General features: G+C 70.4%; 15 protein-coding genes and 1 tRNA gene. 11 read left to right on the top strand and 5 right to left on the bottom strand.

Going from position 1 to position 14,033, the window contains the following annotated elements:
* The gene (locus ACIBJB_RS41945; protein ID WP_398939199.1) at window positions 1–501 is read left to right on the top strand and encodes a hypothetical protein; all 501 of its coding nucleotides are present in this window, start codon (window positions 1–3) and stop codon (window positions 499–501) included.
* Between the two features lie 59 nt (window positions 502–560).
* On the opposite strand, the gene ACIBJB_RS41940 is transcribed toward ACIBJB_RS41945, so the two are convergent.
* Window positions 561–1,283, bottom strand: a complete 723-nt coding sequence (locus ACIBJB_RS41940) for a pentapeptide repeat-containing protein (RefSeq protein ID WP_398939197.1) — start codon at window positions 1,281–1,283, stop codon at window positions 561–563.
* Window positions 1,284–1,413: 130 nt separating this feature from the next.
* Here ACIBJB_RS41940 and ACIBJB_RS41935 point away from each other — a divergent pair, with 130 nt between their 5' ends.
* Together ACIBJB_RS41935 and ACIBJB_RS41930 are read left to right on the top strand one after the other, a co-directional pair.
* Window positions 1,414–2,574, top strand: coding sequence for an NAD(P)-binding protein (locus tag ACIBJB_RS41935; protein ID WP_398939195.1), 1,161 nt, complete (start codon window positions 1,414–1,416; stop codon window positions 2,572–2,574).
* 57 nt (window positions 2,575–2,631) lie between these two features.
* The gene (locus ACIBJB_RS41930) at window positions 2,632–3,609 is read left to right on the top strand and encodes a zinc-binding dehydrogenase (RefSeq protein WP_398939193.1); all 978 of its coding nucleotides are present in this window, start codon (window positions 2,632–2,634) and stop codon (window positions 3,607–3,609) included.
* A gap of 36 nt (window positions 3,610–3,645) precedes the next feature.
* On the opposite strand, the gene ACIBJB_RS41925 is transcribed toward ACIBJB_RS41930, so the two are convergent.
* Both ACIBJB_RS41925 and ACIBJB_RS41920 read right to left on the bottom strand, forming a co-directional pair.
* Complete coding sequence (locus ACIBJB_RS41925) at window positions 3,646–5,043, bottom strand: NAD(P)/FAD-dependent oxidoreductase (RefSeq protein ID WP_398939191.1); 1,398 nt, start codon at window positions 5,041–5,043, stop codon at window positions 3,646–3,648.
* A gap of 11 nt (window positions 5,044–5,054) precedes the next feature.
* Window positions 5,055–5,696: a rhomboid-like protein gene (locus tag ACIBJB_RS41920; protein WP_398939189.1), complete on the bottom strand. Its 642-nt coding sequence runs from the start codon at window positions 5,694–5,696 to the stop codon at window positions 5,055–5,057.
* Here ACIBJB_RS41920 and ACIBJB_RS41915 point away from each other — a divergent pair.
* From ACIBJB_RS41915 to ACIBJB_RS41905, 3 genes are read left to right on the top strand one after another with little or no spacing between them, the layout of a single operon-like run.
* The gene (locus tag ACIBJB_RS41915; protein WP_398939187.1) at window positions 5,695–6,630 is read left to right on the top strand and encodes an aminoglycoside phosphotransferase family protein; all 936 of its coding nucleotides are present in this window, start codon (window positions 5,695–5,697) and stop codon (window positions 6,628–6,630) included. The genes ACIBJB_RS41920 and ACIBJB_RS41915 overlap by 2 nt on opposite strands.
* Window positions 6,627–7,103, top strand: a complete 477-nt coding sequence (locus ACIBJB_RS41910; protein ID WP_398939185.1) for a GNAT family N-acetyltransferase — start codon at window positions 6,627–6,629, stop codon at window positions 7,101–7,103. The genes ACIBJB_RS41915 and ACIBJB_RS41910 overlap by 4 nt, the downstream gene beginning before the upstream one ends.
* Window positions 7,100–8,116, top strand: a complete 1,017-nt coding sequence (locus tag ACIBJB_RS41905; protein ID WP_398939183.1) for a DUF4037 domain-containing protein — start codon at window positions 7,100–7,102, stop codon at window positions 8,114–8,116. The genes ACIBJB_RS41910 and ACIBJB_RS41905 overlap by 4 nt, the downstream gene beginning before the upstream one ends.
* Window positions 8,117–8,134: 18 nt before the next feature.
* Here ACIBJB_RS41905 and ACIBJB_RS41900 read toward each other — a convergent pair whose 3' ends face one another.
* A complete protein-coding gene (locus ACIBJB_RS41900) occupies window positions 8,135–9,238 on the bottom strand; it encodes an endonuclease/exonuclease/phosphatase family protein (RefSeq protein ID WP_398939181.1) in 1,104 nt (367 codons plus the stop codon).
* Between the two features lie 87 nt (window positions 9,239–9,325).
* Between ACIBJB_RS41900 and ACIBJB_RS41895 the strand changes: the two genes are divergently transcribed.
* The gene (locus ACIBJB_RS41895) at window positions 9,326–9,997 is read left to right on the top strand and encodes a response regulator transcription factor (protein ID WP_398939179.1); all 672 of its coding nucleotides are present in this window, start codon (window positions 9,326–9,328) and stop codon (window positions 9,995–9,997) included.
* Window positions 9,990–11,105, top strand: a complete 1,116-nt coding sequence (locus ACIBJB_RS41890) for a sensor histidine kinase (protein ID WP_398939176.1) — start codon at window positions 9,990–9,992, stop codon at window positions 11,103–11,105. Before ACIBJB_RS41895 ends, ACIBJB_RS41890 begins: the two co-directional genes overlap by 8 nt.
* Window positions 11,106–11,117: 12 nt before the next feature.
* Here the strand turns inward: ACIBJB_RS41890 and ACIBJB_RS41885 are convergent.
* Window positions 11,118–11,194: transfer RNA gene (locus tag ACIBJB_RS41885), tRNA-Thr, on the bottom strand.
* 216 nt (window positions 11,195–11,410) lie between these two features.
* Here ACIBJB_RS41885 and ACIBJB_RS41880 point away from each other — a divergent pair.
* From ACIBJB_RS41880 to ACIBJB_RS41870, 3 genes are all read left to right on the top strand, one after another.
* Window positions 11,411–12,547: an ABC transporter ATP-binding protein gene (locus ACIBJB_RS41880; RefSeq protein ID WP_398939174.1), complete on the top strand. Its 1,137-nt coding sequence runs from the start codon at window positions 11,411–11,413 to the stop codon at window positions 12,545–12,547.
* A 227-nt stretch (window positions 12,548–12,774) separates the two neighbouring features.
* On the top strand, window positions 12,775–13,233 hold the full coding sequence (locus ACIBJB_RS41875) for a hypothetical protein (RefSeq protein WP_398939172.1): 459 nt from the start codon (window positions 12,775–12,777) through the stop codon (window positions 13,231–13,233).
* 59 nt (window positions 13,234–13,292) lie between these two features.
* Window positions 13,293–14,024 (top strand): NDP-sugar synthase, encoded by a 732-nt coding sequence (locus ACIBJB_RS41870; protein WP_398939170.1) that lies wholly within the window; start codon window positions 13,293–13,295, stop codon window positions 14,022–14,024.
* The last annotated feature ends 9 nt before the right edge of the window (window positions 14,025–14,033 follow it).

Here is a 14,033-nt window from a genome sequence, read left to right as displayed (position 1 = left end):
GTGCTCGACATCGGCTACGCCCTCTCCAACCGCTTCCCGGACCCGCCGCAGACCGACTACCGCCGCGCGGACGTCCACGCGCTGCGGCACGACCTGTTCTGCGGAGACGTCTATCTCGCGGACACCAAGGAGGACCGGGAACTGTCCACAGCCTGGGGATGGGTGCCGGTGCTCGACTTCGCGTGGGCGCTGTGCGACATCGCGGAACGCCTCGACCGCGACCCGGCGGGCTCCCGCGCCTCCCGTCCCCAGCACGCGGAGCTCGACTTCACCGAGTCCACCGACCGCATGCTCTTCGAGCGCCGGTTCGGCTGGGTGGACATCGAGGCCGACTGGATGCCGGTGGAGGAGCCCCCGCTCACCTTCTCCCACGCGGAGCTGCGCCGCGAGGCCCGCGACTTCCTGCACGACCTCATTGCCGACCTGATCGACCTCCACGACGACCTGGGCGAGAACCCGGCGATCTGGACACTCCAGGCTCGGTTCCCGAGGGTTGAGTGATCATGGAGAGCGCCGGCTCGGAAGAGTCGGAAGAGAGGGCGCGGGGGCCGCGTCCCACCTCATCCCTCCACTCTGATCCCCACCTCCGCCGCCAACGCCGGTGCGAGGTCCAGTAGTTGTGACGCGCTGATCACCGCCCCGGCCAGCCGGTCGATGCCCCGGGCGATCTCCAGTACCGCGGCGCCGCGCAGGTCCACGTCCTTGAGGGTCGCCGCCGTGAGGTCCGCGCCCTTGAGCGTGCAGTCCACGAACTCCACGCGCTCCAGCCGCGCGCCGCCGAAGTCCGGTTCCACCAGGACGCAGCTCTCGAAGACGACGTCCTTCAGGACGGCCGTGCGCAGGTTCAGATAGTCGATCTTGCCGCCTCGGATGACGACGCGCTCCAGGGCCGCGCCGTGCAACTGCACTCCGCCCAGGCGGGCGTCGATCAGCTCGACGTCGCGCAGGGTCGACTCCGCCAGGTCGGTGCCCACGCCCCGTATACCGGTGAGGACCGAGTCGAGGAAGCGGGCGTGGTGGAGCCGGGTCTCGTCCAGCGCGCAGCTTCTCAGGGCGCAGTCCATGAAACGGGCCCCCGCCCCGTCCTGCCCCGCGAAGTCCGCCTCCAGGAACTCCAGCCCGTCGTAGTCCCCGTCCGGCTCCAGCCCCTCTCCCCCGTGCGGCTCCAGCGGTGGCAGCCGCACCTCCGGCCGCCGCGCCCCCTTCACCCGCGAGCCGCCCGCACCACCGCCACCGCCGGCACCACCGGACCCGCTTGCCGCAACCGTCGCTCTCCTCGCCATGCCCCCATCCTGCACCCCACCACTGACAATCCCCCTGACCTGCACAGACAGCCCCGATGTCACATTCCGGTGCCCTCCATCAGTCATACCGACGACGGACCCCACCCCCGAGCAGAGGGAGACCCCAGCCATGCACCGCATCACCGTCATCGGCGGCGGCCTCGCCGGGCTGACCGCGGCGATCTCCGCCGCCGAGGCGGGCGCCAAGGTCACCGTGTACGAGGCCCATCACACGCTCGGCGGCCGGGCCCGGACCGCCGAGGGGCCGTACCGCACGAACGACGGCCCGCACGCTCTCTACAACGGCGGCCCGCACTGGTCCTGGCTCCGGCAGCGCGACCTCATCGGACCCCTCGCACCGCTCCCCCCTCTGGAGGGAGCCCGGCTGCGGCTGAGGCACAAGGGCGCACTGCGCCGCACCCCGCCCTTCGCGATGCTCAAGCTGCTGCGCCGCAGTGCCCAACAGGCTCCGGTCGACGTGGACTTCATGTCCTGGGCCACCGGGCAGGCCGGCGAGGAGGGCGCCCGTGCCGCCGCCCACTACTCCGCCGTCGCCCTGTTCCATCACGACCCGGGCTCCCTGTCCGCCGCGTTCGTGCAGGAACGGCTGCGGCGTGCCACCAAGCTGCCGCCCGAGGCGCACTACCCGCGCGGCGGCTGGGCCACGGTCGTCGACCGGATGGCCGCCCGCGCCTGGAACCTGGGCGTCCGGATGGAGACCCTGTCCCGCGTCGACACGCTGCCCACCGACACCCCGGTCGTCGTCGCCACCTCCCTCGACGCCGCCCGCCGGCTCCTCGGCGACGACTCGCTGACCTGGCCGAGCGGCCGTACGGCACTGATCGACCTCGCCCTGCGCACCCGGCGGGGTGACGCCTTCGCCGTCTCCGACCTCGACTCCCCCGGCTGGATCGAACGGTTCACCGCCCAGGACCGCACCCTGGCACCCGCGGGCGAACAACTCCTCCAGGGGCAGATCCCGATCGCCCCGCACGAGACCAGGGCGGACGGGGTCGCGCGCGCCGAGCAGCTGCTCGATCTCGCCTTCGACGGCTGGCGCGAACGCGTCACCTGGCGGCGCGAGTCCGTCGCGAACGGCCGTACGGGAGCCGTCGACCTGCCCGGCACGAACTGGCGCGACCGGCCGGCCGTCGACCGGGGCGACGGCGTCTATCTCGCGGGCGACCAGGTCGCGGCGCCCGGGGTGCTCTCGGAGGTCTCCTTCACCAGCGCGCTCACCGCCGTATCGCTGGCACTCGGCAGGAACGCCCTTGACCTCAAGCATGCTTGAGGTCGGAGGGTGGGTGTCCTACCGACAGAGCCCCTGCCTACAGAGGGAGTTTTTTCCATGCACGCCATCCGCCTGCACACCTTCGGCCCCGCCGAGAACCTCACCTACGAGCAGACCGACGACCCGGCACCGGCCCCCGGCCAGGTCCGTATCGCCGTACGCGCGGCCGGTGTCCACCTCCTGGACACCGCCCTGCGCGAGGGGCAGCAGGGACCGCTGCCCGGGCCGACCACGCTGCCCACCATCCCCGGCCGCGAGGTCGCCGGAGTCGTCGAGTCCCTCGGTGACGGCGTCGCCGGGCTGTGGCTCGGCAAGCGCGTGACCGCCCACCTCGGCTTCGCCCCCGGCGGCTACGCCGAACTCGCCGTCACCGATGTCGACCGCGTCCACGAGATCCCCGGGAACCTCGACTTCGCCCAGGCCGTCGCCATGATCGGCACGGGCCGTACGGCGATGGGGATCGTGCAGTTCGCCGAGCTCGGCCCGGACTCGGTGGCCGTGATCCCGGCGGCCGCCGGAGGCATCGGCACGCTGCTCGTGCAGTATGCGAAGAACGCCGGAGCGACCGTCATCGGCCTCGCGGGCGGACCGTCGAAAACGGCACAGGTGCACGCCAACGGCGCCGATCTCGCCGTCGACTACAAGGACTCAGCGTGGCCCGGGAAGGTCCGCGCCTTCCTCGGCGGCCGGCCCGCCACGGTCGTCTTCGACGGCGTGGGCGGAGAGGTCGCCCGCGAGTGCGTCGCCCTTCTCGGCCGCCAGGGCCGGCACATCGTCTTCGGCTGGTCCGGCGAGGGGATCCACGACGGACAGCCGTACCTCGTCGAGGGCGTCTCCGAGCAGGTCCTCGGCCCCGTGATGCTCCAAAAGGCGGGCCCCGACCCCCTCCGCACCCTCGAACTGCGCGCCCTCGCCGAAGCCGCCGCGGGCCGTCTCACCCCCGCCGTACAGCGCTTCCCGCTCGCCGAGGCGGCCGCCGCGCACCGGGCGCTGGAGACCCGCGGCACGACCGGAAAGGTGGTCCTGGAGCCGTGAGACCCCGGCCTCGAGAAGAACCCGGCCTCGAGAAGGTCAGTGCCGTCCGGCGATCCGGTCCGCCCACCGTGCCAGCCGGGACGACTCCGCACTGTGACTGATGACTTCGCGCCGGTCCGCCGTGCGGTACGTGGCGTACATGCCCTGCACGCCCAGCCACCGCAGCGGCTCCGGCTCCCATCTGCGCACCTTGTGACCGACCCACGGCAGTTCGGTGAGCTCGGTCCGGCCGCCCTGCCCGGAGTCCTGCTGGACCAGGTCGCGCAGGGTCCGGGCGGCCAGGTTGGCGGTGGCGACGCCCGAACCGACGTAGCCGCCCGCCCAGCCGATCCCCGTCGAACGGTCCAGCGTCACCGACGCGCACCAGTCCCGCGGCACACCGAGCACCCCCGACCAGGCGTGCGCGATCCGCGTCCCGGCCAGCATCGGGAAGAACCCCACGAGGATCTCCCGCAGCGCCTCGACCGTCGCCGCCTGCGTCCGCCCGTCGTTGTCGGTGCGCGAACCGAAGCGGTACGGCGCCCCGCGCCCGCCCAGTGCGATCCGCCCGTCGGCGGTGCGCTGCGCGTACATGTAGGCGTGCGCCATGTCCCCCAGCGTCTGGCCGCCCTCCCAGCCGATCGCCGCCCACTGCTCGTCGGTCAGCGGCTCGGTGGCGATCATCGAGGAGTTCATGGGCAGCCAGGTCCGCCTCTGGCCCTTCAGCGCGGCGGTGAAGCCCTCGGTGCAGCGCAGGACATAGGGCGCGCGGACGGTGCCGTACGGCGTGACCGCGTGCTTGGGCCGGATCTCCGTCACCGGCGTCTGCTCGTGAACGGTCACGCCCAGCGCCTCGACGGCCGCCGCGAGCCCCTTCACCAGCTTCACCGGGTGCACCCGCGCCCCGTGCGGCGTCCACGACGACCCGACCGCGTCCGCGACCCGGATCCGCTCGGCCGTCTCCCGGGCGCCGTACAGCTCACGGTCCTTCTCGCCGTACGACAACTCGTGCTCGTGGAAGGCCCTCAGCCGCGCCAACTGCGCGGGGTTACGCGCGACTTCGATGACGCCTCCCTTGTGGAGCCCGGCGTCGAAGCCCTCTTCCCCGACCACCCGGACGACCTCGTCGACGGTGTCGTTCATGGCCCTCTGCAGGCGTACGGCGGCCTCGTGGCCGTGGAGTTTCGCGTACCGGTCGCGGCCCGCGATGCCGTTGTAGAGCCAGCCGCCGTTGCGCCCGGAAGCGCCGTAGCCGCAGAACTTCTGCTCCAGGACGGTGATCCGCAGGAAGGGCACGGCCTTCTTCAGGTAGTACGCCGTCCACAGTCCCGTGTACCCGCCGCCGACGATCACCACGTCCGCCGACGCGTCACCGCCGAGCGGCTCCCGCGCCTCGGGGAAGCCGTCGTCCGCGTACCAGAAGGAGATGCCGCCGTTCACGACACTGCTGCTCATGGCCTGGGACGTTAACCCGCCGGCACGGCCGCTGTCTCCTTCGGATTCCGCACTTCCACCAGCGGACAGCACGCGAATCCGATCAGTACGGAGGTGAAGTGCCCCAGGTCGGTGAAGGTCCGCCCGGTCACCAGCGGCACCCCGTACACGACGAGCACCGCGAACCCGTAGACGTACCGCCAAGGCGCCGGAATCCGGTACACGAGCACGGCGATCACCCCCGCCAGGGCGTAACTCACCCCGATGTCCAGCGTGTTGACCGCGGACGCGGGCGCCATCCCGTGCCGGATCCCCCACAGCAGCGCCCCCTCGCTGATCAGCGTGGCCAGCACGTGCGCCGCCGCACACACCGCCAGCCAGCGCGCGGTCCCCAGCCACCGCTCCGCCGGCGCGTGGAAGACGGAATAGAGGACGACGTACGGCAGCCAGTGCCCGCCGTCGATCCACATCGCGCTGGCGATCAGCACCCGCACCGGATTGCTCGACAGCTCATGGATGTTGGTCGAGCGCTGCCGCAGGAACTCCTCCTCGAACTCCGGCGACATGTGGTGCAGCGCCACCGTCGTCACGAACAGGACCGCCAGCCACACATAGGTGCCGGGGGCGCTGCGGATGTAGGCCCACACCCGGTGGGCACCCCGGTTAATTCGCATGAGGCGATTCACCCACGCCGGTAGGGTCCGGCACGTGATCGACATCCCGGAGGAACTGGCGGCGGCACAGGAGCGCTACAACGGCGACAAGGGCCGGGAGTTCATCGCCGGACTGCCGGCCCTGATCGAGGACTTCCTGGAGCGCTGGCAGCTCAGACCGGACGGCTCCCCGATGCACGGCGTCGCCGCGCTGGTCCTGCCGGTCGTCCGCCGGGCCGACGGCACCCCGGCCGTCCTCAAACTCCAGCTCCTCGACGAGGAGAGCGCCGGCGAACCCGTCGCCCTGCGCCTGTGGGACGGCGACGGCGCGGTCCGCCTCCTCGACCACGACCCGGTCACCCACACCATGCTCCTGGAGCGCCTCGACTCCGACCGCATGCTGTCCACCCTGCCCGGCACCCGGGACGCGGTCCTCGTCATCGCCGGTCTGCTGGCCCACCTGACCGCGGGGCCGGCCCCCGCCGGGATGCGCCGGCTCGGTGACATCGCGCGGGCCATGCTGGACCGGACCCCCGAGGCCCTCAAGCGCATCCCCGACCCCGAGGTCCGGCGTACCGTCGCCGACTGCGCCGCCGCCGTACGCGAGGTCGTCGACGAACCCGGCGACCGGCTCCTGCACTGGGACCTGCACGACGAGAACGTCCTCGCCTCCCACCGCGCGCCCTGGCTCGCCATCGACCCCAAACCCCTCGCCGGCGACCCCGGCTTCGAACTCTGGCCCGCCCTCGACAACCGCTTCGACGCCGACGAGATCACCTGGCGCTTCGACGCCATGACCGACATCCTCGGCCTGGACCGCGCACGCGCGCGTGCCTGGACCCTGGGACGGCTGCTCCAGAACAGCCTCTGGGACATCGAGGACGGCCGCCCCATAGAACCCCGCCAACTCGAGATCGCCCACCGCCTGCGCACCCACCGGAGCCGACAGCCGTGATCCGCCCCGCCACCCCCGCCGACCTCCCCGCGATCCACACCCTCATCCGCGAACTCGCCGACTACGAAAGGGCTTTGGAGGAGGCGAAGGCGACCGAGGAGCAGCTCCACGAGGCCCTCTTCGGCCCCCGTCCCGCCGCCTACGCCCACGTGGCGACCGACTCCACGGATTCCGTCGTCGGCTACGCGATCTGGTTCCTCAACTTCTCCACCTGGCGCGGAGTCCACGGCATCTACCTCGAGGACCTCTACGTCCGCCCCACGGCCCGCGGCGGCGGCCACGGCAAGGCCCTGCTCACCGAGCTCGCCCGCATCTGCGTCGAGCGCGGCTACCAGCGCCTCGAATGGTCCGTCCTGAACTGGAACACCCCCGCGATCGACTTCTACCAGGCCCTCGGCGCCCGCCCCCAGGACGAATGGACGGTGTACCGCCTGACCGACGAGGCCCTGGTCAAGGCATCCGGCACATCGTGAGTACGCCCACCTTCCTCCCCGGCCTCGAACTCTCCCGCCTCTTCTACGCCGAGGCCGTGCGCCCCCTGCTGGAGGAAGCCGCCCCGGGCATCCCGTACTCCGCCGCGCGCATCGGCCCCGGCTCCGAAGTCCTCGGCTACGACACCCCGCGCTCCGCCGACCACGAATGGGGCCCGCGCCTCCAGATCTTCCTGCACGCCCAGGACGTCCCGCGCCACGCGGACCGTATCGGACACGTCCTCTCCGAACACCTCCCGAAGACCTTCCACGGCTGGCCCACGCACTTCGCACCCACCGGCGAGGCCCACGACATCCGCGTCATGCGCGCCACCGACGGCCCCGTCCACCACCGCGTCGAGATCACCGACGTCTCCTCGTGGTTCACCGACACCCTCGGCTTCGACCCGACCCGCCCGATCACCCCCGCCCACTGGCTCGGCACCCCCACCCAACGCCTCGCCGAGGTCACCGCCGGAGCCGTCTTCCACGACGGCCTGCACACCCTCGCCCCCGCCCGCGCCGCCCTCCGCTGGTACCCCCACGACCTGTGGCTCCACGTCCTGGCCCGCCAGTGGCAGCACATCTCCCACGAGGAGGCCTTCGTCGGCCGCTGCGGCGAGGTCGGCGACGAACTCGGCTCGGCCGTCGTCGCCGCCCGCCAGACCCACCACCTGATGCGCCTGTGCCTCCTCATGGACCGCCGCTACCCGCCGTACGCCAAATGGCTCGGCAGCGCCTTCGCCCACACCACTTCCGGCCACCGCCTCACCCCGGTCCTCAGAGCGGCCCTCGCCGCCACCGACCGGCACGACCGCGAGCACCATCTCGCCACCGCCTACGAAACCGTCGCCGCCCTGCACAACCAGCTCGGCCTCACCGACCGGATCGACCCCACGACGAGGCCGTACCACTCACGCCCCTACCGCGTCCTGCACGCGGAACGGTTCGCGCAGGCCCTGACAGCCCGGATCACCGACCGGACCATCCGGGAACTGCCACTCCCACAGCCGTAGGGAACCCATGCGCGGGTGTCACCAGCTGATCCCGGCCGCCACCGGCCGGTGGTCGCTGCCGGTGGACGGCAGCACCCAGGAACTCACCGGCTCCACACCGCGCACCAGGATCTGGTCGATCCGCGCCACCGGGAACTTCGCCGGCCACGTGAAACCGAAACCGTCCCCCGCCGCGTCCTGGACCGAACGCAGCCGCGAGGTCAGACCGGCGAACGCACGATCGTCCGTGGTGCCGTTCAGGTCACCCAGCAGCACCACCCGCCCGCTCGGCTCAGCGGCCACGGCCTTGGCCAACGCCTTCGCGTTACGGTCCCGGCTGTCCGTCCAGAAGCCCATCCTGGGCATCACCCGTACGGACCCCAGGTGGGCCACATACACCGCCAGCGGACCCCGGCTCGTCGCCACCGTGGCACGCAGCGCCCGGTTGTAGGACAACTTCACAGCGGCCGGCTTGGTGTCCCCCAACGGCCCGGCGTCCATCCCCGTGTCCACCGGCCGGACCTCCGACAACGGCAGCCTGCTCCACAGCCCGACCGTGCCCAGCACCGTGTGATACGGATACGCCCCCGCCAGAGCCTTCTCGTACACCGGCCTCGCCTGCGGAGTGATCTCCTCCAGACCCAGCACATCCGCCCCGGAGGCGACCAGGTCACGGGCCGTACCGACCGGGTCGGAATTGCCGGCACCGACGTTGTGCCCGACCACGACGACGCCACCGCCCGAGTGCGACCGGTCACCGAGCAGCCCACCGAAGAGACTCAGCCACACCGTGACCGGCAACAACAACGCGACCACCGCGGAGGCGGAGCGACGCCACAGCGCCCCGGCCAGCAGCACCGGCACGAACACGCCGAACCACGGCAGGAACGTCTCCACCAGACTGCCGACACCCCCGTAATCCGGGATCTCCGCATGCAACAGCATCAGCAGACCGAGCAGCAGCGCCAGCACCGCGAGCACCGGGCCCCGCTTCCAGGGACCCGGCCGGGAGCAGGCACGGATCACCTGACGAATGCCGGCCCGCCGGCCACCGGAGGCGGCGTCCCCCCGACCGGAGCCACCCTGTGAAGACGGGTCAGTCCGGGGGGTCGCTGTCCGTACCGAGGGCGGGTTTCTCGTCATGGGACCAGTCAAGACAGCGCGGTGTTGCCGGCCCGTATGCGGTTTTCGATACGCCGACAATATGCGCCCCCTCGTAGCATCGAAGGCATGCGTGTGTTGATCGTCGAGGACGAGCTCTACATGGCAGAAGCCATCCGCGATGGCCTACGCCTCGAAGCCATCGCCGCCGACACCGCGGGCGACGGCGACACCGCACTGGAACTGCTCAGCATCAACACCTACGACATCGCCGTCCTCGACCGGGACATCCCCGGCCCCTCCGGAGACGAGATCGCCACACGCATCATCGACTCCGGCAGCGGCATGCCGATCCTCATGCTCACCGCCGCCGACCGCCTCGACGACAAGGCCACCGGCTTCGAACTCGGCGCCGACGACTACCTCACCAAACCCTTCGAACTCCAGGAACTCGTCCTCCGGCTCCGCGCACTCGACCGCAGACGCGCCCACAACAGACCACCCGTACGGGAAATCGCAGGTCTACGCCTGGACCCGTTCCGCCGAGAGGTCTACCGGAACGGCCGCTACGTCGCACTGACCCGGAAACAGTTCGCCGTCCTCGAAGTCCTCGTCGGCGCAGAAGGCGGGGTCGTCAGCGCCGAGGAACTCCTGGAACGCGCGTGGGACGCCAACGCCGACCCGTTCACCAACGCCGTACGCATCACCGTCTCCGCCCTGCGCAAACGGCTCGGCGAACCCTGGATCATCACCACCGTGCCGGGCACCGGATACCGCATCGAGGGAGACGAGCGTGGATAGGGCACCAGGCCTGAGCGTTCGCCTCAAACTCACCCTCAGCTACGCCGGATTCCTCATGCTGGCCGGAGTCCTGCTGCTCGCCGCGGTATGGCTGTTCCTCCTGCGCTACGTCCCCGACCGCGCCATGCTCTACAACCCCGACGACATGCCCACAGGGGGCGTCTTCCCCATCCGCTCCGCCCTCCTGGCCGTATTCGCCCCGAGAGCGGCCGCCGTACTGGCCTTCCTGCTCGTGTTCGGCCTCGTCGGCGGCTGGATCCTCGCCGGCCGCATGCTCGCCCCCCTCACCCGCATCGCCGACGCCACCCGCAGAGCCACACACGGATCCCTCTCCCACCGGATCCAGCTACCGGGCCACAAGGACGAATTCCGCGAACTCGCCGACGCCTTCGACGCGATGCTCGCCCGCCTCGAAGCACACGTCGCCGAACAGCGCAGATTCGCGGCCAACGCCTCCCACGAGCTCCGCACCCCGCTCGCCATCTCAAAATCACTCCTCGACGTGGCCCGCACCGACCCCCACCACGACACCGCCGAACTCATCGACCGCCTCCACACCGTCAACACCCGCGCGATCGACCTCACCGAAGCACTGCTCCTGGTCAGCCGCGCCGAGCAGCGATCCTTCACCCGACAACGCGTCGACCTGTCCCTCATGGCAGAAGAGGCCACCGAGACTCTCCTCCCCCTCGCGGAGAAGCACGGCGTCACCCTCGAAACCAGCGGCGAGATCACCGCCACGACCGGCTCACAGCCGCTTCTGCTCCAGCTCACCACGAACCTCGTCCACAACGCGATCGTCCACAACCTGCCCGACGGGGGCACCGTGTGGGTCCATACCGACGCCCACCCCGGCACGGTGACGCTCACCGTCGAGAACACCGGCGAGCGACTCACCCCGGCACTGGTCTCGACCCTCACCGAACCCTTCCAGCGCGGCACCGAACGCATCCACACCGACCACGCGGGCGTCGGCCTCGGCCTGGCCATCGTCAAGACCATCACCCACGCCCACGACGGCACGCTCACCCTGACCCCGCGCCCGGCCGGCGGCCTCCGCATCACCGTGGAGCTACCCACACAAAACCCCAGGCCAGACGGGGTCTGACCTGGGGTTCAGTGGAGCCCCCTGTCGGATTCGAACCGACGACCTACGCATTACAAGTGCGTTGCTCTGGCCATCTGAGCTAAGGAGGCGTGCACGGCTACCGCAACATCGCGCCCGAGCAGTGTACCCAGGTCGCCGTGGAGCCCTGTCGAAAGTTTCCGCGAAGTTCACAGTCCGCCAGGTACTGACATACGCCTGAATGCCAGGTACCGTCCTGACCCAGTCCGCCTGTGTGGACTACACCACCACCTTCCTACAACGGATCGTCCGGCACGTTCCTGCCGGTAGAAGGGGGCCTCTGAGCCATGGCCACTGTTTCGTTCGACAAGGCGACCCGCATTTACCCGGGTTCCACGAAGCCCGCCGTCGACGGTCTCGACATCCACATCGAGGACGGCGAGTTCCTCGTCCTGGTCGGCCCGTCCGGCTGTGGCAAGTCCACCTCGCTCCGCATGCTGGCGGGGCTCGAGGACGTCAACGGCGGCTCCATCCGCATCGGTGACCGCGACGTGACGCACCTGCCGCCGAAGGACCGGGACATCGCCATGGTGTTCCAGAACTACGCGCTGTACCCGCACATGACGGTCGCCGACAACATGGGCTTCGCGCTCAAGATCGCCGGCATCAACAAGGCGGAGATCCGGCAGAAGGTCGAGGAGGCCGCGAAGATCCTCGACCTCACCGAGTACCTGGACCGCAAGCCGAAGGCGCTCTCCGGTGGTCAGCGCCAGCGTGTCGCGATGGGCCGCGCCATCGTGCGTGAGCCGCAGGTCTTCCTCATGGACGAGCCGCTGTCCAACCTGGACGCCAAGCTCCGTGTGTCGACGCGTACGCAGATCGCCTCGCTGCAGCGCCGTCTCGGCATCACCACCGTCTACGTCACCCACGACCAGGTCGAGGCCATGACGATGGGCGACCGGGTGGCCGTGCTCAAGGACGGTCTGCTTCAGCAGGTCGACTCGCCCAGGAACATGTACGACCGGCCCGCGAACCTCTTCGTCGCCGGCTTCATCGGTTCCCCGGCGATGAACCTCGTCGAGGTTCCGATCACCGACGGCGGTGTGAAGTTCGGCAACAGTGTGGTGCCCGTCAACCGCGAGGCCCTCAAGGCCGCCTCCGACAAGGGTGACACCACGGTGACCGTGGGTGTGCGCCCCGAGCACTTCGACATCGTCGAGCACAATGGCGCCGCCGCCTCGGCCCTCTCCAAGGACACCGAGGACGCCCCGGCCGGTCTCGCGGTCTCCGTGAACGTGGTCGAGGAGCTCGGCGCCGACGGCTACGTCTACGGCTCCGCGAAGGTGGACGGCGAGCTGAAGGACCTGGTCGTCCGGGTCAGCGGCCGCGCGGTCCCGGAGAAGGGCGCCACGCTGCACGTCGTGCCGCGTCCGGGCGAGACCCACGTGTTCTCGACCTCCACGGGCGAGCGCCTCTCCGACTGAGGACGTACGGCGACAATTCACCCAGGTTGACGAAGAGGGCCCCGCAGAGCGTCTGTGGGGCCCTCTTCGCGTCTGGAACATGCCTGGGGGGTGTCGACAAATACCCCGGCACACCGGTCATTTCGAGCAGTGTGCGTCAACGCCCTACCCAAAAATCGGCACTGTCTCATCCCCCGAACCGGTGACTAAATGTCGCCAAATCATTACCGCACGCTACCCTCACACGCGTGAAGCACACCACTAACCAACAGACGCGACGCGGCCGGGGCCCCGCCCGCCGTATCGGCCGCTCCCTCGCCCTTGTCCTGCCCGTCGTCCTGGTGCTCTCCGGGACCCTCGCGGTCACCCGGGTCAACTGGTCGGGGGATCCCTCGAGCTCCTCGGTGCTCACCGCCGCGGACGCCTCGGTCTCGGACAGCAAGCCGCGCAGCGCGCCCATGGCGCCGCAGGACGTCCTGCGCGAGCAGCTTCTGACCGAGCTCCAGGAGAAGAACCCGGGCGTCGCCCTCACGCACCTCCAGGAGGCCGTGAACGAGCGTCCGTCGCTCGCCAGGCACTGCGTGTCCATCGCGAAGGCCCTGGGCCGCGCGGCGGTCCGTGTGTACGGGCCCACGCGGGCGCAGTCGTATGCCCGCCCGGTCTGTGACACGTCGTTCGCGACGGGTGTGGCGGCCGCGCACAGCTGATTCCGTGAGAGGGGATGCCGACGGAGGTCGGGGAAGGGGCGCGCCGTAGAGTTCCGGTCATGACCGATCCGAACGGCGCGTCCCGTCCCACTCAGGCCGTGATCCTGGCCGGCGGCCAGGGTTCCCGGCTGCGTCCCTACACCGACGACCGGCCCAAGCCGATGGTCGAGATTCCCGGTACGGGGACTCCGATCATCGGCCATCAGCTTGTCTGGCTCGCCGAGGAGGGCGTGACGGACGTCGTGGTCAGCTGTGGGCATCTCGCCGAGGTGCTGCAGGACTGGCTGAAGACGGCCGAGCTGCCGGTGCGTGTCGAGACCGTCATCGAGGCCGAGCCGCTGGGGCGCGGTGGTGGTCTGAAGTACGCGGCTGCGCATCTGCCGCACCCGGACCGGGCGTGGTATGCGACGAACGGTGACATCTGGACGCGTTTCTCGCTGCGCGACATGGCGGACTTCCACACCGAGCGCGACGCGGTCGCGACGCTCGCGCTGGCGCGGCCGCGGATTCCGTGGGGGGCGGTGCAGACCGACGGGTTCGGGCACATCACGGACTTCATCGAGGCGCCGCCGTCGAAGTTCGAGATCAACGCGGGTGTGTATGTGTTCTCGCCCGGGTTCGCCGATCTGCTGCCGGAGCGGGGGGATCATGAGCGGACGACGTTCCCCACGCTTGCGCGTGAGACGCGGCTGGCCGGGTTCCCGATCCCTCAGGGGGCGTACTGGCGGGCCATCGACACGGCGAAGGATCTGACCGAGGCGGCGAAGGAACTGGCAGCGCTCGGCCGATAGAGACGTCTC

Origin of the sequence: Streptomyces sp. NPDC050759 (genome assembly GCF_044456945.1) — a bacterium.
Taxonomy (GTDB): Bacteria; Actinomycetota; Actinomycetes; order Streptomycetales; family Streptomycetaceae; genus Streptomyces.
The sequence above is the reverse complement of the archived record's forward strand: the minus strand, read 5'-3'. Positions and strand labels throughout refer to the sequence as shown.

Bases quoted from the DNA above. Each gene is read 5' to 3' on its own strand.
- ACIBJB_RS41880 (WP_398939174.1), top strand. From the start codon at position 11,411: ATGGCCACTGTTTCGTTCGACAAGGCGACCCGCATTTACCCGGGTTCC.
- ACIBJB_RS41900 (WP_398939181.1), bottom strand. From the start codon at position 9,238: ATGACGAGAAACCCGCCCTCGGTACGGACAGCGACCCCCCGGACTGAC.
- ACIBJB_RS41920 (WP_398939189.1), bottom strand. From the start codon at position 5,696: ATGCGAATTAACCGGGGTGCCCACCGGGTGTGGGCCTACATCCGCAGC.
- ACIBJB_RS41925 (WP_398939191.1), bottom strand. From the start codon at position 5,043: ATGAGCAGCAGTGTCGTGAACGGCGGCATCTCCTTCTGGTACGCGGAC.
- ACIBJB_RS41915 (WP_398939187.1), top strand. From the start codon at position 5,695: ATGAGGCGATTCACCCACGCCGGTAGGGTCCGGCACGTGATCGACATC.
- ACIBJB_RS41895 (WP_398939179.1), top strand. From the start codon at position 9,326: ATGCGTGTGTTGATCGTCGAGGACGAGCTCTACATGGCAGAAGCCATC.
- ACIBJB_RS41940 (WP_398939197.1), bottom strand. From the start codon at position 1,283: ATGGCGAGGAGAGCGACGGTTGCGGCAAGCGGGTCCGGTGGTGCCGGC.
- ACIBJB_RS41930 (WP_398939193.1), top strand. From the start codon at position 2,632: ATGCACGCCATCCGCCTGCACACCTTCGGCCCCGCCGAGAACCTCACC.
- ACIBJB_RS41870 (WP_398939170.1), top strand. From the start codon at position 13,293: ATGACCGATCCGAACGGCGCGTCCCGTCCCACTCAGGCCGTGATCCTG.
- ACIBJB_RS41935 (WP_398939195.1), top strand. From the start codon at position 1,414: ATGCACCGCATCACCGTCATCGGCGGCGGCCTCGCCGGGCTGACCGCG.